Here is a 22628-nt window from a genome sequence, read left to right as displayed (position 1 = left end):
GCGATGAAGACGCTGTTCCGTACCGGCCTGCTGGCCTGTGCCTTGTTCGCCGTGCTGCCGCTGGCCGCGCAGACCTTCCGTGAGCGCCTGCGGGAGATGCGCGATGCGTCGCGCCAGCCCGCAGCGCGTGTGCCGACGCTGCCGGCCGGCGCACGCGCCGTCCGCGATGTGTCCTACGGCAACGATCCGCGCCAACGCTACGACGTCTACCTTCCCGCGCAACCGCAACGCGCGCCGGTGATCCTGTTCGTCCACGGCGGCGGCTGGGCCAACGGCAACAAGGACAACCCGGGCGTGGTCGAGAACAAGGCGGCGTACTGGTTGCCGAAAGGCTATGTGCTGGTCTCGATCAACTACCGCATGCGACCGGACACCGCGCCGATCGACCAGGCCCGCGACGTCGCGCGCGCGCTGGCCGACGTGCAGAAGCGCGCGCCGTCATGGAGCGCCGATCCGGCGAACGTGATGCTGATGGGCCACTCGGCCGGCGCGCACCTCGCCGCGCTGGTGGGTGCCTCGTCCTCGCTGTGGCGCGACGCGGGGGCCGCCCGTCCGCGCGGTGTGGTCTCGCTCGACAGCGGCGCGCTCGACGTACCGCAGACGATGAAGAAGCCCCCACTGCCGCGCATCTATGATGCAGCGTTCGGCCGAAATCCGGCCGACTGGATCGCCGCCTCGCCTTACCACCAGCTCACGCGCGACGCGGTGCCGATGCTGTTCGTCTGCTCATCGCGGCGCCAGGACGCCTGTCCGCAGGGGCGCGCGATGGCGGAGAAGGCGAAAACGCTCGGCGTGCCGATGGAGGTGCTGCCGGAGGATCTCTCGCATGGCGAGGTGAATCGCAATCTCGGGTTGCCGACCGACTACACGAACACCGTTGATGCGTTCGTACGGCGTCATCTGCAGTAGTGCTCGGCGTGGGAGCGACGTAAGTCGCGATGGGGCTTACCGATCGCCGATCGCGACTTACGTAGCTCCCACAAGAACCTCAGGCCGCGCTTCCCCCTCGCACCGGTCCTCGTCCCTGTGGTGGTGGAGAGTGGAAAAGCCGTCAGCGAATGATCCGCACTGCACCTAGCGCCTCCTGCAACCGCGCACGCGCGTTCGCTTCGTCGAAGGGTGGCGTCGCCGGCGGGTCGTAGACCTCCGGACGCGTGCCGGCGATCAGCAGGTCGATGGCGAGGCAACGCCCGTTGCGTACCGAGCGGTAGGCGTCCACCGACTGATAGTGGCTCATCGCAGCGTCGCTGGCACGGAAGTGACGGAATGCCTGGCCGTCGATGCGTACCTCATCGGGCGGTTCGGTGGTCGCGCCTTCCGGCGGGTCCAGGCAGGTGACGAGGGCATGGCTGTCGGTGCTGGTGCCGATGCGCAATTCGGCGGCGGTGATCTTGTCCGATCCGTCCAGCACCAGCGCGACCAGCGGTTTGCCGCGCACGTCGGGGGCGGCGAAGGTCTTCCAGTCCCCGTTGGATAGATAGTCGCGGGTGAAGTCGCGGCGCAGCGCGAAGCCTGGCGTGGACGCAAGCGCGATACCGATCTCGTCGTCGGAGAACTGGAACTGCGGCGCTTCGCGTCCGGTCACGGGCGGCGCCGGATGGGCGATCTCGGCCGCAGTTTGCGTCGCCGCTTCGACCTCTTCCTGCTGCGGCGCGCGGTCGCAGCCGACGAGGAGCGCGCCGACAACGGCGGCAAACAGGGAAACGCGGTCGATGGGTTTCATGGCGCTCTCCTGCGCAACCGGTGCACCGAGTCTGGCAAGCCGTGCGTGAAACCGGTGCCTGCGCTTCAGCCAACCAGCAAAGGCAAGGCCTGCGCTGCGGTCGCCCGCCAGACGAGGTCCACCTCCGTGGACAGCGCCGTCGGTTCCGGATTGATCTCCACCACGGTCGCGCCGTGGCGTCGAGCCAGTGCGGGCAGGCCGGCCGCGGGATACACCAGGCCCGACGTCCCTACCACCAGCATCAACGTGCAACGCTCGGCGGCGTCCACCGCCGACGCCCACGCATCATCCGGCAAGGCTTCGCCGAACCACACCACGCCCGGTCGGATGCGGTCGCCGCACGCCGTGCAGCGCATCGGCTCGACACGCTGCATGCCGTCCACGTAGTCACCGAGCATCGTGTGCGCGTGGCCGCAGGCGAAGCAACGCAGGGCGAACAGGCTGCCATGCACATGCGCATCGACAGTGCTGCCGGCGCGTTCGTGCAGGTCGTCAACGTTCTGGGTGACCAGCGACAGCGGCACGCGCTGCGCCAGCGCCGCCAGTGCGCGGTGACCGGCATTGGGCTGGGCATTGCGCACGAGCTGCATTCGCCAGCGGTACCAGGCCCAGACCAGTGCGGGATCCTCGCGCCAGGCCTCGGCCGTCGCGAGCCGCATCGGGTCGAAGCGCGACCACAGGCTGTCGTGCGTGCCGCGAAAGGTGGGAATGCCACTTTCCGCGGACATGCCGGCGCCAGTCAGCACGCAGATGCGGCCGCCCTCGTCGATCATGCGTTGCAGCGCCTCGGCGATCGCGGTCGGCACGGCGTCCATGGCTCAGGCCTTGTGCGGCGTGGCCAGGTATTCGGCGCTCTGCATCTCGATCAGGCGCGAGGCGGTGCGCTCGAACGCGCCCTGCAAGCGGGTACCGGAGTACAACGCCGTGGGCGCTTCCGCGGCGGTGCAGACCAGGTTGACGTGGCGGTCGTACAGCTCGTCGATCAGGTTCACGAAGCGGCGCGCGGCATCCTCGTTCAGCGCATCGAAGCGCGGGATGCCGCCCAGCAGCACGGTGTTGAATTCGTGCGCCACCTCGATGTAGTCCGCTGTACCGCGTGGGCCTTCGCACAGTGCGGAAAAATCGAACCACGCGATGCTCTTGCCGCGCCCCCGCACCGGAATCTTGCGGCTGTCTATCTCGATGTTGCCCGCCTGGGCCGTTTCACCGCCGCTGAGTTCGCGCCAGCGCATCGCCAGCCAGTCGTCGGCGGTGGCATCCAGCGGCGTGCGGTAGACCGGTGACCGCGTCAGCGCGCGCAGGCGGTAGTCTTCCTGCCCGTCCGAGCGCAGCACCACGCAGTGCTGTTGCAGTAGTTCGATGGCCGGCAGGAAGCCCGCGCGCTGCAGTCCGTCCTTGTACAGGTTCTGCGGCGCGGTGTTGGAGGTCGTCACCAGCGTGATGCCCTCGGCGAACATGCGCTCCAGCAGCCGCGCCAGCAGCATCGCATCGCCGATGTCGGTGACGAAGAACTCGTCCAGCACCAGTACGCGCAGCTTGCCGCGCACCTCGCGCACGATCTTCGCCAACGGGTCGCTTTCGCCGGCATGCAGGCGCAGTCGCTCGTGCACGCCGCGCATGAAACGGTGGAAGTGCGTGCGGTACTTGCCGCCGCCTTCGCCATGCGCCTTGTTCTGCGAGACGGAGTAAGTCGGCAGCGGCAGGCTGTCGTAGAACAGGTCGACCAGGAAGGTCTTGCCGCGGCCCACTTCGCCCCAGTAGTACAGGCCCTTCACCGGCTCCGGCGCCTTGCCGAACAATCGACCGAACAGGCCGGGCGCGCCGTCGTCGGCGAGCAGCGCGGTGTGGATGCGGTCCAGCTCGGCCAGCGCAGGATGCTGCGCGGGGTCGTCCTGCCACTGGCCCTGCGCCGCGCCGCGCGCATACACCTGCGACGGCGCCGGGGCCATGTTTCCGGCGTTGTCCGTCGTCACGCCGGCACGTAGCCTTTCATCGCGTGCTTGATGGCACCGCGCAGGTCCATCAGCTTGCGGTGGAAGAAGTGGCTGGTTTCCGGCATGCGGATCAGCTCCGGTGGCTGCTTCAGGGTATCGATCCAATCGTAGACCGCCTGCGGCTCGACGATCTCGTCCTCTTCGCCCTGGATCACCAACCACGGACAGGTCGGCGGCACGATCGCATCGAAATCCCACCGGCCGGCGGGCGGCGCGATCGAGACCAGTGCGTCCGGCTGCAGCGCGTCCGTCGCGCGCAGCGACACGTACGCGCCGAAGCTGAAACCGGCCAGCCACAACTGCGTGCCCGGCCGCTGTTCGCGCACCCAGTCCACCACCGCGCGCAGGTCGTCCCTTTCACCGTCGCCATGGTCGAAGAATCCGGCCGAAGCGCCGGTGCCGCGGAAATTGAAGCGCACCGACACCGCGCCGAGTTCGCGCAGGCTGCGCGCGGCCATCACCACCACCTTGTTGTGCATGGTGCCGCCCTCCGTGGGCAGCGGGTGGCAGACCACGGCAGTGATGGGCGCAACGGGCTCGCCCTCCTCGGGCCAGTCGACATGGGCTTCCAGCGGACCTTCAGGGCCTTCCAGGGTGATCGCGCCGGAGGTGGTGGGGAATGCGGGGTTGGTCATGCCGCCATGATAAGCCTTGCGTGTGCAAGGGGATGTCGCTTCCCCGCGGTCGGTCATTCCGGCGTGAACCGCCGTCGGCGATCGGACACCGACGGAATGAGGGGGGATCGCGCGTGCTACCAAGGTCCCGCAGCGCCCCGCGCAGCGCTGTGCGATCCTGCCGTCCCCACGTCGCGCCCGCTGCACCATGGCATTCGATGCCTTCGCCCTGATCCTGGCCCTGCTCGCCCTCGGCATGGCGTTCGCGCGCCTGCGCGTGTTCCCCGCGAATGCCGCCGACGTCCTCAACCGCGTGGTGCTGTACGTCTGCCTGCCCGCCGCCGTACTGATCTACGTACCGCGCCTTCAGGTCGATGTGTCCGTGCTTGGCGTGGTGGCCACGCCGTGGCTCCTGACGATCGCCACCGTGGCGCTGGTGGCCCTGGCGACGCGCGCGTTCGGATTCCGCCGCGACGAGCACGCCGTGCTGCTGCTGTGCGTGGCGCTGTGCAACAGCAGCTTCATCGGCTACCCGATGGTGCGCGCATTGCTGGGCGAACACGCGCTGCCGTACGCGGTGGTGTACGACCAGTTCGGCACCTTCGTGCTGCTCTCCACCTTCGGGCTGTACGTGCTGGCGCGCTACGGCGGCGACGCGCCGCCTACCCCGCGCGAGATCGGGCTGCGCATCGTGAAGTTCCCTCCGGTCTGGGCGCTGCTGGTCGCGCTGACGCTGATGCCGGCGCAGCCGCCGGCATGGATCAGCGCGGCGCTGAAGAATCTCGCTGATGCGATGTTGCCGCTGGTGATGTTGGCGGTCGGCCTGACCATCCAGCTGAAACTGCCACGCGACGAAGTGAAGCCACTTGCCGTCGGCCTGCTGCTGCGGCTGCTGGTGATGCCTGCGCTCGCGCTGCCGCTGTCGCTCGCCTTCGGCATGTCGGGCGAGATGCTGCAGGCGAACGTGCTGGAGTCGGCCATGCCGCCGATGATCACCGCCGCCGCGCTGGCGATCTCACACCAGCTCGCGCCACGCCTGGCCGCCGCGATGGCGGGCTACGGCATCCTGCTGTCGCTGGTGACGCTGCCGATCTGGGCGTGGGTGGTGGGACAGCTGAGTTAGTTGCGCCTTCGCTTCAACAGGGCACGCCGGCGGGAATTGGACCGGCGGCGTGCCCAAGAGTTGGTCCGTCTTACTGCTCCTGCCGCCTGTCACCGGGCAGCGCGCGTTGACTGACGGAAACAATCGACCATCCGAACGTTCCGGTAACTCCATTGAATGTCCATTGATAGACTGTCGTCGTTTCAATAATCCACTGGGAGTTCGGCCGATCCTCAAGCGTCACGCACGTCAATGCCGACTCGCCCCCAGTGCAGGCTCCGGCTGGTGTGTTGGCCATTGCGCTGAAGGCGGAGCCTGCGAGCAGGAGGGCGGAAATTGCGCATATCATCTTCTTCTTCATGTAGCGATCCTTGACTGTGAAGTGATGCGCCCGTCGTTTGGGCGCACCGCCAACTTAAGAAGATTCTTTCAGTATCTGCAAATACGTTCATCCATGATTGTGGTGGTTGCACTGATGTGCCAGATTGGAGGAATTCCCGACAGGAGTGGGCGATGCGCACGAGAACAAGGCTGGCTTTGTGGCTGGGAATGATGGCGTCGGTGGTGGCGGCATCGCCCACCATCGCGCAGGAGGGTCCGCCTCCCGAGATACCGGGGCGGGTCGAGTCCGATCCGCAGTTGGCCGCCGCCAGTGAGGCATGGCATGGCGCCTGGCGCGCCAACGTAGAAGCACAGCTGCGCACGATTGCCGCGCGCGGTACGCCACGAGACCTGCTGGTCGCGGGCTGGCTGTGGCCGATCGAGAACGATGACGCGCGCCGCCAGGAGAGCCGCAGCTTCTGGCGCCGCGAGGCGCGTGACTGGATCCAGGCCGCCTACGACGCATCTACCGGCGACGACCCATTGGTGGACTGGGCGTTGTTGAATGCCTGCCCGAAGAATGACGCGCGCTGTGATCGCGCGCAGTTGCTGCAACGCCTGATGGCCGCCGATCCCGGTAACGCCGAAGTCTTGCTTGCCGCCTATCATGATGCCGCCGAGCGCAGGGACGGGAACGCCGCAGAACGCTACTGGCGGGCAGCCTCCAATGCGACCCACTATCGCGGGCACGTCAACGACGTCGGCCTGCTGATGGCCTCGACGCTGAGACAGGTGCCGGCACCGCCACTGGATCCAGCGCTGGCGGCCGCGATGGGCGAGGACTTCGGAATCGGCCGGGCCGCCACGCCGCAGGATCTTGCGGACATGGCGGTGATGGGAATCAATGCGGCCATCGCGATGCCGAGCCTGTCGCCGGTCACGCAGCGGTGCCGGACGCAGGTCGAGGCGTTGTCGGTCCAGGCAAGATCCGCCTGCAAGCGCATCTGCGCGCTGATGGCCGACGATGCCTCCATCCTGATCACGCGCGCCGTCGCGCTGCCGCAGCTGGTGCAGTGGGCCGATACCGATGTCGAACGTGCGGCCGCACGCGAACGCCTGCGCCGCTTCGCCTGGGTCTACGAGAACACGATGCAGCTGTACCAGCGTCCTGCGACCGCACGACAGCTGCCGGCCGACTACGTCGATGTGTTCCTGCGCGACGGCGAACTCGCCGCCATGCGCCGTCAGCTGCAGGCCAACGGCCTCGCCGGCGATCCGCCCGTCGGCTGGTTGCCCGACCATCCGGACTACCGCGCCCTGCTGACGGACGGCCCGCCCAGCGCACCCTGACCGCTTTCGCATGGTCTTGACCGAGCCGGTGGAAGCATCTGCACCGGAGGTGTCGCCATGTTCGATGGATGGGAAGCACAGGCGCCGGTAGTCGCCCGCATCGCGTTCGCGATGTTGCTGGGAGGCGTCGTCGGGCTCGAGCGCGAGATGAAGGACCGACCCGCCGGCTTCCGCACGCACACGCTGGTCGCGGGCGCCGCCGCCATGCTGACCGGCATGGGCGACATGATGCTGGCGCAGGCGCACCATGACGCGCACGGCCGCGTGCAGATCGATCCGTTCCGGTTGGTGGAAGCGGTGATCGCCGGTGTCGCCTTCATCGGTGCCGGCACGATGATCGCCCACCGCGGCCGGGTGGTCGCCGGCATCACCACCGCCGCCTCGTTGCTGATGGTGGCGGTGATCGGCGTGGCGGTGGGCTTCGGCCACGGCTGGCTCGCCCTGATGGCTACGCTGCTGACGCTGGCCGTGCTTTCCGTATTGGCGTGGATGGAGCGCCGCGTGTCGCGGGGTTCGTCGAACGACGAAGACGCTCCGCGGTGATCGACGCTGCGGCTGTTGCTTGATCGTCACCAAGATTCTTGCGCCTCGCTACATCCTGCGCCTTGACGCGTGCTGGGCGGAAAGTGAACATCTGCCATCACCCCTTGATGGGGTCTGCCAAGCGCTTGGGGCCCTTCATGAGCATCGCAGTTTTGCTAGCGTTCTCCCTCGCTGCTGCGACGGGTCCAGAGCCTCCGCTATGCAATGACACTGTGAGCAAGATCGAGCCAGACATGCAGATCCGAGAATCCGACCTCGGTCGTCCTGCAGCCGCTGCGGCTGCAGGGAAGCTCCAGGACATGATTGGTCGCGGACAGCTGAGTGGTGAGTTCCAGTTCGGTGTTCTCAACCAACTCAAGATCGTTCACGGCCATGTTCTGCTACAGCAAGCCCAGTCGGATCGGATTGAGTTCGGACCAGCCTCTCCTGAGGCTCAGGGCTCGACGACGGCACTATGTCGGTGGCTCAGCAATGAGGGCTTTTGGTATGACTAGCTGTCATCGGGAAGGGCCTGAGAATTCATTCAAACCGGCGCCGCTTCGTGGCGTGGCATGGTCCTCACGTTAGCCTGCATGAAAACTGTCATCGCACTATCAGTGATTGGACTCGCCGGTTGCGCAAGTACTGCTTCCGTTGAGCCCCTTAACTGGTCATCTCTGGGTGACGGCTGTCATGACAGAGGTCTCTCTGAATTGCTTCTCTCGCCTGAGCACTTCGGCACAACGCTGAACCTCACAGACATCCGCATCGGTCGCCTTCCTGACGTTGGCAATGGTACCGGTCTAGTGGCCCACTTCCGCCGCGGACTGAATGGTGCTTTTGGTCAACCGACGAGAGAGCCACAATTATTCTTGGCCGTGGGAGATTGGAATAGAAGTTGCTCAGTTGTCCTCGAAATTGCTGATTGCCCTGAATCAACGGAGATCTACAACCAACTGGCCGCTCAGAGCATTCCGATTGGTCACGCATTTGATGATGCAACAGGCTTAACGGTGATACACGGCACTAAGTTCTTCCTCAGCGCACGTGACGGTCACTCCAACCAAATGAACTGGTCGTACGTGGGTAGCGAACATCGCTTGAGAGACCAGATTGACGCTGCCCTTGACGACCTCAGTCAATGCGCAGGACCGGCTTCTGCCTCGTTCTCGATGTATACGCGCTAAGAATCGGTTCAATCCTAATCCGGTTCGCAGATCGGCATGACGCGCATCAGGCACGAGAGGCTTCTCGCATAGTTTCAACAGACCGCAGAAACCAACAAGGGGGAACTCAAACATGGTCGGCAAACTGATGACGGGTGTAGCGCTGGTGTGCGCGTCGCAATTCTGTAGCGCCCAGGAGACGGCGCCGGCTCCTGAGCCGCAAAGCCAGCAGGGAGGCATCTGTCTTTTTACCGCGACGCCACCGGCTGAGTTCTCATACGTCACGGTAAGGAAGCTGAAGTACGGGAAGGGCAGCTACGGAAGCGTCAACGACATCCTTCCCATGGTCATCGCCGATGCCAAGGCGGCGGGTGCCGATGCGGTGATCCACTACAACGGTTCGCAGCGCTTCGGCTTCTGGCCCTGGCGGTTCGTCAGGCCTGTCGTGACAGGCACCGCCATCAAGTGGGAACCCGCGCGCGACATCGACTGCGCCGCTTCCGGCGGCCACTACAGCACGGGCACGCTGGCGGAAGCTCCGCCGCCGCACGGCGGCAAGTGAGCGGATCAGGCGCCGGAAGTACCGCCGCGTAGTACGTCCTTTGACGTGTGGCGCCCACATCTGGGCGCCGCACGAGGACTCAGCAAAGTCGTTGCCTCAGTCGTGGCGCAACGCCGCGATCGGATCGAGCTGCGCGGCCTGGCGCGCGGGATACACGCCGAAGCCCAGGCCGACCACCGCGCAGAAGCCGGCGGACAACAGGATCGGCAGCGGCGCCCATGCGACCTGCCAGCCCGCGAACGTGGCGATCAGGTAGGCCAGCACACCACCGAACACCAGGCCCAGCAGCGCGCCCGCGATGCAGATGACCGTGGCCTCGCGCAGGAACTGTGCGATCACATCGCGACGGCGTGCACCGAGTGCTCGCAGCAGGCCGATCTCGCGGCGCCGCTCAAGCACGTTCGCCAGCATGATGTTCATGATGCCGATGCCGCCCACCAGCAGGCTGACGCCGGCGATCGCGCCCATCACCACCTGGAAGATGCGCTGCGTCTGCTGGTGCTGCTGGAACAGCTGCTGCGGCACGATCAACTGGTAGTCCGCCATGCCCGCATGACGCTGGTCGAGCACCGCCGACAGCACGCCGGCGCCGGCGGCCAACCGCTGCGGATCGTCGAGACGCAGCAGGAAACGGTCCACTTCGTCCTCCTGCGGCTGGAAGCGGAAGCGCGCCCGCACGCTCGCCAGCGGCGCGTAGATGCGGTTGCTCTCCGAGCCGAGCTGCACGCCCTCGAAATCGTCTTGGCCCAGGTCGCGGTCGGCCAGCACGCCGATCACTTCCAGCCATACATGGTTGACCTTGATCAGCCCGCCCACGGCATCGCCCTTCGGGAACAGGTCGGCCGCCGCCTGATGGCCGAGCACCGCCACCGCCGCCAGCGCGGCTTCGTCATCGGCATCGAAGGCGCGGCCCTGGGCGATCTTCAGCGACGACAGGTCGAACCAATGGGCGCCTACGCCACTGGCCTGCGCATCGCTGCGTCCCGTGTCGCTGAAGACCGTGTGCGTGCGCACCTGCTTTTCGGCGGCATGGCGCTCCGCGCCGGGCACCACGCTCAGTGCGGCCTCGGCATCGGCGACGGTCAACCCCAGGCTGCGTTCGCGGGTTTCCTTAAGCGTGTCCTCGTCCTGCGCCTTGGCTTCGGCGATCAGGTTGTGCAGGCCCAGGCCTTCGACCAATCGCAAGGCCTCACGCCGGCTGCCTTCGCCAACCGCCTGCATGGCGACGATCGCACCCACACCGAAGATCATGCCCAGCAGCGTAAGCAGCGTGCGCAGCCGCCGTCGCCAGAGCTCCTCCACCGCTTCGCGCCAGACGGTGGGCAGGCGGTTGAACAGGCCGGTCATGCGCTCTTTCCTTCCGCGTCGTCAGCAGCGCCGTCCGCCGCCTCCTTGTCCTTGCCTGCGTCCTTGTCGCTGTCGTCGCCAGGCGCTGGCACCTCGACCTGCGACAGGCGCACCTGGTCGCCCGGCTGCAGGCCTGCAAGCACCTGCGACCGGGCGGTACCGCGCACGCCCAGCGTCACCTCGCGGGCCACGTAATCATTGCCCTGCTTCACCTGCACCCAATGGCGATCGTAGCGCTGCTCGATGGCCACGTTCGGCACCGCGATCGCGTCCTTGGCGTCGAGCAGCACGACCGAGGCGACGAAGCGCTGGCCCGGGATCAGCCGGTAACGTTCGATGGCGTCGGGGGGGATGGGCGCGCGCATCGACAGGAACTTCACCGGGCTCTCGCGGCTGCGAACCTTCGCTGCGCTCGCCACCCAAGAAAGCTTGCTGTCGATGCGCTGGTCGGGACGGCCGAGCGGGTGCAGCACCACCGCGTCACCCGCCTGCACGCCCTGCGCTTCGATCTGCGGCAGGTCGATTTCCACCTCCATCGACGAGGTGTCCGGCAGGCTGCCGAACTCGAAGCCTGCGCGCAGGTTGGCGCCCACCATCGGCTTGTCGCCCGACCAGTTGGCGGCCAGCAGCAACACGCCATCGTTCGGCGCACGCAGCTCCAGCGCCTCCAGGTCGTCGCGGCGCGTCTTGGCGTTCATGTCGAAGGTGGCGCGTTGCGCATCGAGCACCGCGAGCTCGGCGCCACCGCGCACGCCCGACTGGTCGCGCTGCCACTGCAGCGTGCCCTGCCGCACCTGCAGGTACTCCTTGTCCTCGATCGCATCCAGCACCTGGTTGCGGGCGACCGTGCTGAGGTCGGCATCGGCATAGCGCTGCGCGATTCCCAGCTGCACCGCCACCAGCGACAGGTCGACTTCCACGCGCCCTTGCGCCGAATCCAGCCCGCTCTCCTTCGCCGCGCGTGCCAGCGCATTGCGCTGCAGGTCGATCATCGCCTGCGCCAGTTGCTGTTCGCCTTCGGGCGACACGAAGCGCGCCAGCACGTCGCCCTTCTTCACCAAGCTGCCCTCCGGCACCATCCAGACCACCTGCCGCTGCGCCCAGTTCTTGCCCGGGACGTTCAAGGGTGTCGGCTTGGATGAACGCAGTTCGCCTTCGGCGCGGACGTGCAGGGTCACCGGACCTTTCGCGACGGTCTCGCTGGCGATCGGCATGTCGTCGCTGCCGCAGGCCGCGAGCAGGGTGACGCTGGCCAGCAGCGCCGCACGCTGCATCCCGCGGCTCATTTCCCACCTCCGGCGATGTCGGGCACGGTCAGCTCCACCCGCACCGCCTGGCCGGGGCGCAATTTCGCCTTGGTGTCGTCGAGCCGGATCTCCAGGTCGAGCACGGGCACGGGCTGCACCTGCGACTTGCTGCGCACGGCGCGGCCTATGCTCGCCACCTTGCCGTAGTACGCGCTGCCGCCGCCGCCTTCCACCACGATGCGTGCGCGCACGCCTGCCTTTACGCGCTGCAGGTCGCGTTCGGGCAGTTCTGCGCGCACCGCGAGCGTGGCCGGGTCAGGTATCTCGGCAATCGTCTGGCCGCGCCATACCTGCGAACCGACATCGAATTTCTCGCCATTCCAGTTGCTCTTGTGCATGAAGACGCCATCGCGTGGTGCGGGTAGCGTGAGCGCGCCGATGGAGTTCTGCAGGCGCGTCACATCGGCCTGCGCCTGCCGCAGTTCCGATGTCACCAAGCGCAGTTCCTGCCGCCGCTGTTCTGTGGCTGCGTGCTCAGCCTGCTGGGCGAGGACTGCCAGTCGTTCGGTACGGCGGCGATCCTCGACCAATTTGTCGTACTCCAGTGCAGCGATCAACTCGCGCGGCTGTTGGGTCTTGCGGCCGGCCTTGTCGCGCTCTGCTTCGGCTTGCGCGGTCAGCAAGCGCTGGCTGCGCTCGCGCTCGGCGACATCGAGCGTCAGGTTCTCCAGCTCGCGCTTCTTTTCCTGCAACAGACTTTGTTTCTCGCTGAGCTGGCGCACGAGTTCGTTGGTGTCGAAGGCAACCACGATGTCGCCTTTCTTCACGGTGCTGCCGTCGGGTGCGAGTTGGGTCAGGTTGAACTGCCACAGCCGGTCCACGGCGGGCGGTACCAATTGTGCACTGCGCTGCGCATAAACCTCGCCATCGACACGCAGGGAGGCGGCATGCGTCATGGAGGTGCCGGCGAGCAGAAGCAGCGCAAGCAGGGAAACTCGCCGTGTCATGGCACCCTCCCTTTGGTGGCCGGCGCACCTACCGGTTTCGCGATCACACGCACGCTCATGCCAGGCATCAGCGGCAACGTATGCGCGTCCAGCGTGATATCCAGGGTGAAGTAGCGTCCTTCTCCCCATTCCGGACGTCGGTCGGGTGCGCCGGAGATGAAAGCGATGCGGCCGGCGACCCTGCGTCCGGGCACGGCGTCGAACGCCAGATCCACCGGCTGATCCACGACCAAGCCGCGGCGGTCGGGCTCCAACGCCCAGGCACGCACGTTCATGCGGCCGCTGCTGACCACCTCGCCGGCCTTGCTTCCCGGCATGGTTGACGACCCCTCGTCGATGCGTCCGCCAATCCAGTTATTGTTGAATCCGTGCACCACCACGCCGTCGCGGTCGGCGATGACTTCCGAAGTGCGCATGAGCGCAGCGTGGTAGTCGCGTTGCAGTACGAGCTTGTCTATCTGCAGACGTCCGTCCTGGATGCGGCGCTGTACGGCGGCGTTGGCAGCTTGCAGATCCTTGCGCTTGAGCGCCACTTCGCGGGTGGTGCGGTCTAGTTCGCCTTGGTAGCGGTCGTAGTCCAGCGCGGAAATCAGATCGGGCGGAATCGTCGCATCGAGCTTCGCGCTGGCAAGCTCTGCTTCTGCCTCTACGAGCGCCATTTCCGCCTGCACCGCCTTGACCTGCAGCTCGGCGACATCCTTGGCGTCCTTGGCGCGGCCTTGCTCGATCTGCGCTTCCAGATCGGGAATGCGGCTGGCGGACTGTCCCGGGTCGATGCGCAGCACAACGTCGCCCTTCTTGACCCGTTCGCCTTCCGGCACGTAGTAGCGGATCACCACCGGTCCGCTATTGGACTGCGGCGTAAGGATCTGCTGCGCGTCGATGGCGCGGACTTCGCCGGTCAGCACGACCGCCTGCGCGGGCGCGGCGGCGACAAGGACCAGCGCGGTCAACCACGTCCTACTGGAGCGCATCGGATTCCACCTTGCCATCGCGCAGCTTCACCTGGCGCGGTGCGCGCCCGGCGATGTCGTTGTCATGGGTCACCAGCACAACGGTCTGGCCGCCTGCATGCACCTCGTCGATCAGCGCCAGCACATCGGCGGCGCTCTTCGAGTCCAGATTGCCCGTGGGCTCGTCGGCCAGCAACAGGGCCGGCTGCAGCAGCAGCGCACGCGCGATGGCGGCGCGCTGCATCTGTCCGCCGGACAGCTCGCCGGGCCGATGGTCCCGGCGCTCGGCCAGCCCGACGCGGTCCAGCAACGACAGGGCGCGCTCCTGCGTGCCGGGCGGCGGCTGCCGGTGGAAGCGCAGCGGCAGCATGACGTTCTCCAGCACGGTCAGCCGCGGCAGCAGGTGGAAGCTCTGGAACACGAAGCCGATGCGCCGGTTGCGCAGGTCGCTGCTGGCCTCGTCGTCGAAGGTGGCCACGTCGCGGCCTTCGAACAGGTAGGTGCCGGTGCTGGGCCGGTCCAGGCAGCCGAGGATGTTGAGCAGGCTGGACTTGCCGGACCCCGACGCACCGGTGATGGCGACGAACTCTCCCTGCCCGATGCGCAGGTCCACGCCGGCCAGGGCCCGGACCGTCTGCCCGCTCATGGCGTAATGACGCTGCACGCCCTGCAACTCGATCATCGTGTCACCTTTCGTTCCTTCGCCTCTGTCGACCGATCCTTTCCGCCGGGGTTCCCGGACCGGGAGCCGGGGCGCGGGTGGTGGTCGAGTGTCCTGCCGGTGGAAGGGCGAGCATCCCAGATGCGTGCGCGGGGGTGCAAGCGCACGATTGCCTGGTCCAGGTCGCCAGCGTGTGTCTGGTATCGAAACAGGCGCGAGGCCACCGGTAGGATGGACGAGACTTGCGCGGCCCTGCGAGCCTCGCCATGCTCATGCTGAAGACCCCCGTCATGGACGCCGAGGAGCCGATGCAAAAACGATGCGCTGTCCTTCCCCTGATGCTCCTCGTGTCTGCCTGCTCGAGCCTCTCCGTGCCCACGACGGGCACCTACACCGAGCCGGGAAGCGGCGGGTCCACTGCGTCCGTGCTGGTGAAGGAGCTCCAGCAACTCGATACCATCACTTTCCCGGCATTCCAGATCGCCAAGGTCGTGCTCGCTCCGGGTCGCAGGACGGTGTCGGTGAGCTACTTCACGACGGACAGGGTGATGTCGCACCGTGTCGGCGGCGCTTCGCTCACGCACGATTTCCAGCCGGGCAAGGCGTATATCGTCCGGTACCGCAGGACGGACGCCGCCCACTTCAGGGCATGGATCGAGGACATCGATCCGCAACGCACCGTGTCGGTCAACACGAACTGCATGCAGCCGATTCCATGGCGGAAAGAAATGCAGGGCTGACCCCCGTATGCGGGGTGAGCTCCGCCTGTCCCGGCCGCGCGTTCCCTTCCGCCGTCCTACCCGATACCCCAAGGAGATCCACATGCGATTGAATGCACTGACGGCCATCGTTTCACTGATGGCACTCGTTCCCTTGGCCCACGCCGAGACGCCGCCCGACCCGATGTTCGGCGACGACCCGCACGCCAAGGCAGTGCTTGAATGCCATGCCGACTACGCACGCCGCTTCGCCAGGGCACTGACGCCCGTGAAGGGCACGCCGACGGATGTGGCAACCGCAGCCTACGCCGCGTGCATCGGGCCGTTCATGGCGTTCGAGAAGGCCACTGCCGTTGTGTCCGAAACCAGTACGAACGCGGGCATCTTCCTCGATCCCGCGCGGTATCGGCAGGAACAGCGCGCGAAGATGCGCGATTATGCGTTCGCCTACACGATGGACGTGTACCTGAGGCAGACCACCACGTTCTGACGGCCGCATCGACGTGACGTGCGAAACCATGGTCAACACAACACTCAATCCCGGGAGGATGGAACGATGGCGAAAGTGACGGGCATAGGCGGCGTGTTCTTCAAGAGTCGCCACGACAGCAAGGCGCTGGCGGCGTGGTACCACACGCATCTCGGACTGCCGCTGGAAGCATGGGGTGGCGCCGTGTTGCGTTGGCCGGAGGATACGGCCGACGACAGGGGACTGACGGTGTGGACCGTCGCGGACAAGGACAGCCAGTGGTTCAGCCCCAGCGACAGTGCCTTCATGATCAACTACCGCGTCGATGACCTCGATGCGCTGCTTGCACAGCTGCGCGCCGCCGACGTGCCGGTCGTCAAAGGCCCCGAGTCGCACGAGAACGGCAAGTTCGCGTGGATCATGGATCCGGAAGGCAACAAGGTGGAGCTGTGGCAGCCGATGGCATGGGATGAGAAGAACACGCGGGGATGAGCGGCGGATGCGCGAATCGTGTGAGACAGGTTCGAGGGGGACATCATGAGGCGCATGTCGCGATGGCGATACCTGGTGCTGCCAGCGGCCTGCGTGGCGGGCAACGCACTCGCCTGCCTGTGTTCTCCGGAGGACCTAGAAGGCTCGCCGCTGGAGAAGGCGACGCTGGTGTTCGTCGGCAGTCCGGTGAAGATCGAAGAGGTACGTCCGTTGCCGCCGGCGCGGAATGCGTGGGGACAGGTCCGCGCGACGCTGGCTGCGCTGTTCGGCGCACCGTCGGAAGAAGAGATCCCTGCCTACGGAAGGTTCCTTGACACCGTGCGCGTTACTTTCGAGGTGTCCGAGTATGTGAAGGGCAAAGGCCCCCAGCGTGTTCAGGTCATGACGGGGTACGGCGATTCCGATTGCGGACTGCGCGTGAGCGTGGCCGAGCGGTACACCATCTACGCGCATCAGATGGAAGGTGCGTTGAGGACGTCCTACTGCTTCGGCAGCGAGGCGTACGTGCCGCCGAGGCGCCGGCAGATGTGCGAGGGTGGTGCGCGATGAGTCGTACAGTGCCGCTCCACGGACACGGGATTCCCGGCGGGCGCGTCCCGGCATGAAGCTGATCGAATACGCCCTGTTCGCCGTAGTGCTGAGTGCCTTTGCCAACAACTACGTCTGGATCCGCCGGCTGAAGGCGGCCATTGCCGAGGTGCATCCGCATCACCCCGAGATCGATCAGTTCCGTTCGTTCGGGACGCCACTGCACCTGGTGACGAACCTGATGAAGTTCCGCATGTCGAGGGCGTTGTTCGACCTGCCCGGCGAAGAGCGGAAGGTGCTGTACCTGCTTTACCGCTTCCAGCTCTTCATCCTGCTGTCGTTCCCGATCCTGGTGATCTACGTTGTCGGCTTCCTGCTGGCATGACGTTGGACAGACTGCTGTCGGCCATTCGCGACTGACGTCGCTACCGCCACCGGAGCCAAAGTCAGTCCGCGGGAACCGTACGCTCCCGCGCCCACTCCCGCAGCGCCTGCACCTGTTCGGCCATCAGCACGGATAGCGGGCGGGTGCTGCGGATCTCGTGCATCACCAGGTCGGTGTCCAGTGGCTTCTGTTCGGCATGCGCGGCGTAGAGCGCCGAGACGATGGCCTGTTCCAGTTCGGCGCCGGAAAAGCCGTTCGCCGCGGCGGCGAGCGCGGGCAGGTTGAAGCCTTCCGGGTCCAGCGCGCGGCGGGTGAGATGCACGCGCAATACCTCGACGCGTGCATCGGGCGAGGGCAGGTCGACGAAGAAGATCTCGTCGAAGCGGCCCTTGCGCAGCAGTTCCGGTGGCAGGTCCTGCACCTGGTTCGCCGTCGCGACGAGGAACACCTGTCCACTCCCGGCGCCAGCCTTGCGTTCGGCCATCCACGTCAGCAGGTAACCGAGTACGCGGCGCGAGACGCCGCCGTCCTCGTCGCCGCCGCTGGCCAGGCCTTTCTCGATCTCGTCGATCCAGAGCACGCACGGCGCCAGCTGTTCGGCCGAGGCCAGCGCGGCCCGCAGGTTCTTCTCGGTCTCGCCGTGGTACTTGTCGTACAGCGTGCCGAAGTCGAGCCGCAGCAGCGGCACGCCGAAACCGGCAGCCGTGGCCTTGGCCAGCATCGACTTGCCGCAGCCCTGAACGCCGAGCAGCAGCACGCCCTTCGGCAGGTCCAGGCCCGGCGGCGGATTGCCGGACACGAACACCGCGCGGCGTTGCTCGATCCAGCGCTTGAGCCGCGATGCGCCGGCGACATCGGCGAACTTCGCCGTGTCGTATTCGTAGTGGAGGTGGCCGCTGCGGTTGAGCAACTCGAACTTCAGCTTGTTCAGCGCGGGCAGGTCGCTGGCGGTCAGGGCGCCGTCGGCGAAGATCAGCTGGCGGGCGATCCGTCGCGCGTCGACCAGGCTCAGGCCCTGCAGGTTGCGCACGATCTGCTTGACCGCCTCGCCATCGGCCTCGACGCGGCGGCCGCCGTGCTCGCGGGCGTAGTGCTCGGCTTCCTCGCGGACCATCTTCAGCAGGGCGTTGCCGTCGGGCAGGCGCGGGCTGAAACGCACGGCCAGCGCGTCCAGTTCGGCCGGCAGTTCGATCTTCGCGCCCACCAGCACCACCACGTGCGGCAGACTGTGGCGGCGCTGCACGATGTCGCGGAGCTGGCGCTGGCTGCTGGCGTAGCCGAGGTAGGGGTGGAAATCCAGCAGCAGGTAAATGCCGCGCTGGTCGGCCTGCTTGATGGCCTGCAGGGCGGCGCTGGCGTCGGGCGGGCCGACGGCGGCGTCCTCGCGGTCCATGTCCAGCCGGCGCAGGCCCTCGGTGATGCTCCAGCGGAACAGCGCCCGCCACACCTGCCCCAAGGCCTGCCGGAAAAGCTCGACCACGCGGCCTTCGTCCTGGGTCTCGATGACGATCAGCGGGGTGTTGGCGCGGATCAGCGCAGTCAGGTCCTGCAGCTCGTTCATGGGGCATCCGGTCCGTGGGGACGGAACGATAACAGCAAGGCGTGAGGGGCGAGGAGTGAGGAGTGAGGGGAAGGCGGGTCTTGCCTTCGCTCACTCCTCTCGCCTCACGACTGCCTCCCCGCCTTTCTGCTTCACCGCCCCCGGTGTACCCTCCGGGTTCTCCAGCAACGAGGTGCGCGCATGAAGACGATTCTGGTCGCCAGCTCCAAGGGCGGCGCGGGCAAGACCACCCTGGCGACCAATCTGGCGGCGTACTTCGCACTGGATGGCAAACGTACCGTGCTGGTGGACGTGGATCCGCAGCATTCCTCCACCCGCTGGGCCGAGCGCCGGGCGGAACTGGAAACGGCGGTGCTGCCGATCGACGCGAGCGGCAAGCGTGCCTGGAAGGCGTGGCTGCCGGAGGACGCCGAGCGCGTGGTGATCGATGCGCCGGCCGGCGCGATGGCCGACGATCTCGAAAGCTTTCTCGAGCAGGCCGACGCCGTCGTCGTGCCGGTGCTGCCGTCGGCGCTGGATATCGAGGCCACCGTCGGCTTCCTGAACACCATGGCCAAGGTGCCACGCGTGCACAAGCGCAAACTGCCGGTCGGCCTGGTGGTCAACCGCAGCAAGCCGTGGACGAACGCATCGCAGCAGGCGGTGGAGATGCTGAAGACCTGGCCCTACCCGGTCATCACCCAGCTGCGCGACACCCAGGCCTACGTGGTGATGGCGGGCCTGGGCCGCAGCCTGTTCGACTACCGCTCGGCCCAGGTGCGCGAGCACCAGGCCGACTGGGAACCGTTGTTGAAGTGGATCAAGAAAGCCTAAGGAGCAAGCGTCCCATGCGTGAACTCATCCTGTTGCGCCATGCCCATGCCGAACCGGCGACCCCCGGGCAGTCCGACCTGGACCGTCCCCTGTCGCCGCAGGGCCTGGCCGAGGCCGAGGCCGTCGCACGCTGGTTGAAGGAGCAGGGCCTGGCGCCTGATCGCGTGTTGTGTTCCCCCGCGCGCCGGGCCCGGGAGACGCTGGAAGCGGTGCTGGATGCGATCGGCTACGTGGAGCAGCGGCTGGAGGAGCGTATCTATGAAGCCACTCCCGGCACGCTGGCCGACCTGGCCGACCAGCACCGCGAGGCCGAACGCCTGCTGATGGTGGGGCACAACCCCGGCTTCGAGCAGCTGGCGGCGCTGATGTATTCCGGCGTGACCAGCGAGTACCGCGGCATGCCGCCGGCGGGGGTCGTGGTGCTGACCCTGCCGGTGGACGCCGCCATCGAGCCGGGCGTGGCACAGCTCTCCGCGTTCTGGTGGCCATGAAGCCGGAACTGCCACTGGCCGCCTGGCTGGTCGTGCTGTGCCTGGCCCTGCTGTGCGCAGCACCCGCCTGGGCGCAGGGCAGGAACGATTTCGACCCCGGGCACACGCGCCTGGGGTTCGAACTGCGCACGCGCTGGGGCCAGGTGCTGGACGGCGTGTTCCCCCGCTACGAGGGATCGGTCGAGCACCTGCCCGACGGGCGCCAGCAGGTGCGCCTGCGGATGTACACGCGCGAGGTCGAGATCGTCGACCACGCCCGCTATGCCGAATGGGCACGCAGCGAGAAGTTCTTCGACGCTGATCGCTACCCGGTGGTCACGTTCACCTCCAAGCCCTACGACCCCATGCTGCTCTACGACGGCGGCACGCTGGAAGGCGACCTGAGCATCAAGGGCATCAGCCGGCCCCGCAGCCTGACGGTGGCCCCCGGCACCTGCGCCCGCCCCGCCGTGGACTGCGACGTCGTCGCCACCGGTGCGGTGCGCCGCAGCGACTACGACATGGACGACTGGATGCTGGCGGTCAGCGACCGCGTGGTATTCGTGCTGCGCGCCCGCATCCGGGGCGGAAAGACGCAGTGACCTCCCGTTTCTCCACGCTCGCCGTGCGCTGCGCGGTGCTCAGCCTTGCGCTGCTGGGCACGGCCTGCGCCAGCCTGTCCGACCGCCAGCGCGACCGCGCGGCCGGCATCGCCGCCGCCGCCCGGTCCCCAGTCGTCGAGTGCGCACAGGCCGACGCCTGTGCGTTGCCGTCGCCGCTGTACGACATGGCCGGCCAGGCATCGGCTGCGTCCACGCCGGCCGCGCCCCGGCATTACGCGGTGATCCTGGACAAGGGGTCGGATGCGCTGCTGGCGCGCCTGAACCTGATCCGCAGCGCGCGCGCGCGCATCGACCTGCAGACCTACATCTTCGACAAGGACGACAGCGCGCGGCTGGTGCTGGACGAGCTGCTCGCGGCGGCCCGCCGTGGTGTGAAGGTGCGCGTGCTGATCGACCAGCTGTCGGCCATCGCCGACCTGGAGATCCTGGCGGCGCTGTCCGGCGCGCACCAGAACTTTTCCATCCGCATCTACAACCCCAGCTTCGGCAAGGCCAAGCTGAACTATCTGGATTATGCCGGCAGCGTGCTGTGTTGTTTCCGCCGTTTCAACCAGCGCATGCACACCAAGCTGCTGCTGGTGGACGACCGCATCGGCATCAGCGGTGGACGCAACTACCAGGACGACTATTTCGACTGGGATGCGGAGTACAACTTCCGCGACCGCGACGTGCTGGTCGCCGGACCTGAGGCCTCGGCCATGGCGGCGAACTTCCAGGCCTTCTGGGACGCGCGGCGGAGCGTGCCGGCCGAGCGGCTCAACGACGTGGGGCGCAGGCTGCTGCGTGACGGCGTGCCGACGATGCCGGTGCCGCGCTATCTGCGGCCGGCGCGCGTGCAGGAAGCGGTCGAGCAGGCGAGCGACCCGGCGGTTGTGCAGGCGCGCTTCGTCGACCCTGCGTTCGCCGTCGGCGCGGTGCGCTACATCGCCGACCTGCCGCAGAAGCACCGTCGCGAGCGACGCGACGACGACGCGCCCGCCGCGCCGGAACTCGAAGCGCTGATCCGAGGCGCGAAGTCGGAAGTGCTGCTGCAGACGCCCTATCTGGTCATGTCGAAGCAGGCACAGGCGATGTTCCGCGACATGCGCCAGCGCGAACCGCCGCCGCAGGTGACCGTGTCGACCAACAGCCTGGCCGCGACCGACAACCCGATCGTCTATTCGATGTCGTTCAAGTACAAGCGCCGCTACCTGCGCGAGTTCGGGTTCCGCATCCACGAATACAAGCCGTTCCCCGAGGACGCGCCGGTGGACTATGCGGCCTTGATGCCGGAAGGCCCGCCCGTCGCCTCGCCCGATGCGCAAGGCGGCGGCAGCGGCAGCGGCACGGGTCGCCTGCGCGGACCGTCGGGTTCCCTCGGTCCTTCGGGTGGCTCCTCGTCGAACGCGGCGTCCGGTGAGACCACGCGCCGCCTCCAGCGCACCGAATCGCGGCCGTCGTTCCTGAGCAGCGGCGCCGGATCGGAGCCGCTGCCGCTGAAGCGCGCCGGCGTGCGCATGGGACTGCATGCGAAGTCGATGGTGATCGACGGCGAAACGGCGGTGATCGGCACGCACAACTTCGACCCGCGCTCGGAAAACTACAACACCGAGGCGGCGGTGGTGATCGACGACCCTGCGTTCGCACGCGCGCTGGCCGACAGCATCCGCCGCGACATGTCGCCGGAGAACGCCTGGACGATCGCGCCGCGCGCCAAGCCGCCGGTGTTCTCCGGGCTGGATTACAGCCTGGGCAAGGTGTCCGAAGCCCTGCCGATCTTCGATCTCTGGCCATGGCGCTACGCCACCAGCTACGAATTCCAGCCCGGTCCCGACTGCCCGCTGCCGGTCAGCCCGAAAGACCCCGCTTTCCATCGCTGCTACGTGGCGGTCGGCGACTTCCCCGAGGTCAACGTCGGGCCGAAATGGCTGTACACCCGCGTGCTCACCGCATTCGGCGCTGGGCTGGTACCTATTCTGTAAGGGCGGAGTGAGCGGAGAGGAGCGAGGAGTGAGCGCAC

General features: G+C 67.0%; 27 protein-coding genes. 15 read left to right on the top strand and 12 right to left on the bottom strand.

What is annotated here, in order from left to right:
• The first annotated feature begins 3 nt into the window (after positions 1 to 3).
• A complete protein-coding gene (locus tag CYU89_RS02465) occupies positions 4 to 909 on the top strand; it encodes an alpha/beta hydrolase (RefSeq protein ID WP_296278634.1) in 906 nt (301 codons plus the stop codon).
• 142 nt (positions 910 to 1051) lie between these two features.
• Here the strand turns inward: CYU89_RS02465 and CYU89_RS02460 are convergent, their stop codons facing one another.
• The 4 genes from CYU89_RS02460 to CYU89_RS02445 form a co-directional block, all read right to left on the bottom strand.
• Positions 1052 to 1723, bottom strand: a complete 672-nt coding sequence (locus tag CYU89_RS02460; protein ID WP_296278633.1) for a hypothetical protein — start codon at positions 1721 to 1723, stop codon at positions 1052 to 1054.
• A gap of 65 nt (positions 1724 to 1788) precedes the next feature.
• On the bottom strand, positions 1789 to 2538 hold the full coding sequence (locus CYU89_RS02455) for an NAD-dependent deacylase (protein ID WP_296278632.1): 750 nt from the start codon (positions 2536 to 2538) through the stop codon (positions 1789 to 1791).
• Positions 2539 to 2541: 3 nt separating this feature from the next.
• Positions 2542 to 3672 carry a cell division protein ZapE gene (zapE, locus tag CYU89_RS02450; RefSeq protein ID WP_296278631.1) on the bottom strand — a complete coding sequence of 377 codons (1131 nt, stop codon included), beginning with the start codon at positions 3670 to 3672 and terminating at the stop codon, positions 2542 to 2544.
• Between the two features lie 20 nt (positions 3673 to 3692).
• Positions 3693 to 4352 (bottom strand): CocE/NonD family hydrolase, encoded by a 660-nt coding sequence (locus tag CYU89_RS02445; RefSeq protein WP_296278630.1) that lies wholly within the window; start codon positions 4350 to 4352, stop codon positions 3693 to 3695.
• 187 nt (positions 4353 to 4539) lie between these two features.
• Here CYU89_RS02445 and CYU89_RS02440 point away from each other — a divergent pair, with 187 nt between their 5' ends.
• A complete protein-coding gene (locus CYU89_RS02440) occupies positions 4540 to 5454 on the top strand; it encodes an AEC family transporter (protein ID WP_296278629.1) in 915 nt (304 codons plus the stop codon).
• A gap of 70 nt (positions 5455 to 5524) precedes the next feature.
• Here the strand turns inward: CYU89_RS02440 and CYU89_RS02435 are convergent, their stop codons facing one another.
• Entirely contained in the window at positions 5525 to 5794 is a 270-nt protein-coding gene (locus CYU89_RS02435) for a hypothetical protein (RefSeq protein ID WP_296278628.1), read from the bottom strand.
• Between the two features lie 152 nt (positions 5795 to 5946).
• Here CYU89_RS02435 and CYU89_RS02430 point away from each other — a divergent pair, with 152 nt between their 5' ends.
• Both CYU89_RS02430 and CYU89_RS02425 read left to right on the top strand, forming a co-directional pair.
• Positions 5947 to 7104, top strand: a complete 1158-nt coding sequence (locus tag CYU89_RS02430) for a hypothetical protein (RefSeq protein WP_296278627.1) — start codon at positions 5947 to 5949, stop codon at positions 7102 to 7104.
• A gap of 57 nt (positions 7105 to 7161) precedes the next feature.
• Positions 7162 to 7647 (top strand): MgtC/SapB family protein, encoded by a 486-nt coding sequence (locus CYU89_RS02425; RefSeq protein ID WP_296278626.1) that lies wholly within the window; start codon positions 7162 to 7164, stop codon positions 7645 to 7647.
• 197 nt (positions 7648 to 7844) lie between these two features.
• Here CYU89_RS02425 and CYU89_RS02420 read toward each other — a convergent pair whose 3' ends face one another.
• Positions 7845 to 8015 (bottom strand): hypothetical protein, encoded by a 171-nt coding sequence (locus CYU89_RS02420; protein WP_296278625.1) that lies wholly within the window; start codon positions 8013 to 8015, stop codon positions 7845 to 7847.
• Between the two features lie 204 nt (positions 8016 to 8219).
• On the opposite strand from CYU89_RS02420, the gene CYU89_RS02415 reads away from it, so the two are divergent.
• A complete protein-coding gene (locus CYU89_RS02415) occupies positions 8220 to 8813 on the top strand; it encodes a hypothetical protein (RefSeq protein ID WP_296278624.1) in 594 nt (197 codons plus the stop codon).
• A gap of 112 nt (positions 8814 to 8925) precedes the next feature.
• Positions 8926 to 9354 carry a hypothetical protein gene (locus CYU89_RS02410; protein ID WP_296278623.1) on the top strand — a complete coding sequence of 143 codons (429 nt, stop codon included), beginning with the start codon at positions 8926 to 8928 and terminating at the stop codon, positions 9352 to 9354.
• A gap of 96 nt (positions 9355 to 9450) precedes the next feature.
• Here the strand turns inward: CYU89_RS02410 and CYU89_RS02405 are convergent, their stop codons facing one another.
• From CYU89_RS02405 to CYU89_RS02385, 5 genes are read right to left on the bottom strand one after another with little or no spacing between them, the layout of a single operon-like run.
• On the bottom strand, positions 9451 to 10701 hold the full coding sequence (locus CYU89_RS02405) for an ABC transporter permease (RefSeq protein ID WP_296278622.1): 1251 nt from the start codon (positions 10699 to 10701) through the stop codon (positions 9451 to 9453).
• On the bottom strand, positions 10698 to 11987 hold the full coding sequence (locus CYU89_RS02400) for a hypothetical protein (protein WP_296278621.1): 1290 nt from the start codon (positions 11985 to 11987) through the stop codon (positions 10698 to 10700). Before CYU89_RS02400 ends, CYU89_RS02405 begins: the two co-directional genes overlap by 4 nt.
• Positions 11984 to 12955 carry an HlyD family secretion protein gene (locus CYU89_RS02395; protein ID WP_296278620.1) on the bottom strand — a complete coding sequence of 324 codons (972 nt, stop codon included), beginning with the start codon at positions 12953 to 12955 and terminating at the stop codon, positions 11984 to 11986. The genes CYU89_RS02400 and CYU89_RS02395 overlap by 4 nt, the downstream gene beginning before the upstream one ends.
• A complete protein-coding gene (locus CYU89_RS02390) occupies positions 12952 to 13908 on the bottom strand; it encodes an HlyD family efflux transporter periplasmic adaptor subunit (protein ID WP_296278619.1) in 957 nt (318 codons plus the stop codon). Before CYU89_RS02390 ends, CYU89_RS02395 begins: the two co-directional genes overlap by 4 nt.
• Before the next feature lie 7 nt (positions 13909 to 13915).
• Positions 13916 to 14590: an ABC transporter ATP-binding protein gene (locus tag CYU89_RS02385; protein WP_296278618.1), complete on the bottom strand. Its 675-nt coding sequence runs from the start codon at positions 14588 to 14590 to the stop codon at positions 13916 to 13918.
• 245 nt (positions 14591 to 14835) lie between these two features.
• Here CYU89_RS02385 and CYU89_RS02380 point away from each other — a divergent pair, with 245 nt between their 5' ends.
• The 5 genes from CYU89_RS02380 to CYU89_RS02360 all read left to right on the top strand — a co-directional run bounded on the left by CYU89_RS02380 (position 14836) and on the right by CYU89_RS02360 (position 17162).
• Positions 14836 to 15309 carry a hypothetical protein gene (locus tag CYU89_RS02380; protein ID WP_296278617.1) on the top strand — a complete coding sequence of 158 codons (474 nt, stop codon included), beginning with the start codon at positions 14836 to 14838 and terminating at the stop codon, positions 15307 to 15309.
• Between the two features lie 82 nt (positions 15310 to 15391).
• Complete coding sequence (locus tag CYU89_RS02375; RefSeq protein WP_296278616.1) at positions 15392 to 15778, top strand: hypothetical protein; 387 nt, start codon at positions 15392 to 15394, stop codon at positions 15776 to 15778.
• A 66-nt stretch (positions 15779 to 15844) separates the two neighbouring features.
• On the top strand, positions 15845 to 16249 hold the full coding sequence (locus CYU89_RS02370) for a VOC family protein (protein WP_296278615.1): 405 nt from the start codon (positions 15845 to 15847) through the stop codon (positions 16247 to 16249).
• 54 nt (positions 16250 to 16303) lie between these two features.
• Entirely contained in the window at positions 16304 to 16798 is a 495-nt protein-coding gene (locus tag CYU89_RS02365; RefSeq protein WP_296278614.1) for a hypothetical protein, read from the top strand.
• A gap of 52 nt (positions 16799 to 16850) precedes the next feature.
• Entirely contained in the window at positions 16851 to 17162 is a 312-nt protein-coding gene (locus tag CYU89_RS02360) for a hypothetical protein (RefSeq protein ID WP_296278613.1), read from the top strand.
• A 61-nt stretch (positions 17163 to 17223) separates the two neighbouring features.
• Here the strand turns inward: CYU89_RS02360 and CYU89_RS02355 are convergent, their stop codons facing one another.
• Positions 17224 to 18723: an AAA family ATPase gene (locus CYU89_RS02355; RefSeq protein ID WP_296278612.1), complete on the bottom strand. Its 1500-nt coding sequence runs from the start codon at positions 18721 to 18723 to the stop codon at positions 17224 to 17226.
• 180 nt (positions 18724 to 18903) lie between these two features.
• Between CYU89_RS02355 and CYU89_RS02350 the strand changes: the two genes are divergently transcribed.
• From CYU89_RS02350 to CYU89_RS02335, 4 genes are read left to right on the top strand one after another with little or no spacing between them, the layout of a single operon-like run.
• Positions 18904 to 19536 carry a ParA family protein gene (locus tag CYU89_RS02350; protein WP_192274192.1) on the top strand — a complete coding sequence of 211 codons (633 nt, stop codon included), beginning with the start codon at positions 18904 to 18906 and terminating at the stop codon, positions 19534 to 19536.
• 14 nt (positions 19537 to 19550) lie between these two features.
• Positions 19551 to 20027, top strand: coding sequence for a histidine phosphatase family protein (locus CYU89_RS02345; protein ID WP_296278611.1), 477 nt, complete (start codon positions 19551 to 19553; stop codon positions 20025 to 20027).
• On the top strand, positions 20024 to 20608 hold the full coding sequence (locus tag CYU89_RS02340; protein WP_296278610.1) for a YceI family protein: 585 nt from the start codon (positions 20024 to 20026) through the stop codon (positions 20606 to 20608). Before CYU89_RS02345 ends, CYU89_RS02340 begins: the two co-directional genes overlap by 4 nt.
• Positions 20605 to 22590, top strand: a complete 1986-nt coding sequence (locus CYU89_RS02335) for a phospholipase D family protein (RefSeq protein ID WP_296278609.1) — start codon at positions 20605 to 20607, stop codon at positions 22588 to 22590. Before CYU89_RS02340 ends, CYU89_RS02335 begins: the two co-directional genes overlap by 4 nt.
• The last annotated feature ends 38 nt before the right edge of the window (positions 22591 to 22628 follow it).

The sequence above is a fragment of the Pseudoxanthomonas sp. genome (assembly GCF_002863005.1).
In the GTDB taxonomy this organism is placed as follows: Bacteria; Pseudomonadota; Gammaproteobacteria; order Xanthomonadales; family Xanthomonadaceae; genus Pseudoxanthomonas_A.
The sequence above is the reverse complement of the archived record's forward strand: the minus strand, read 5'-3'. Positions and strand labels throughout refer to the sequence as shown.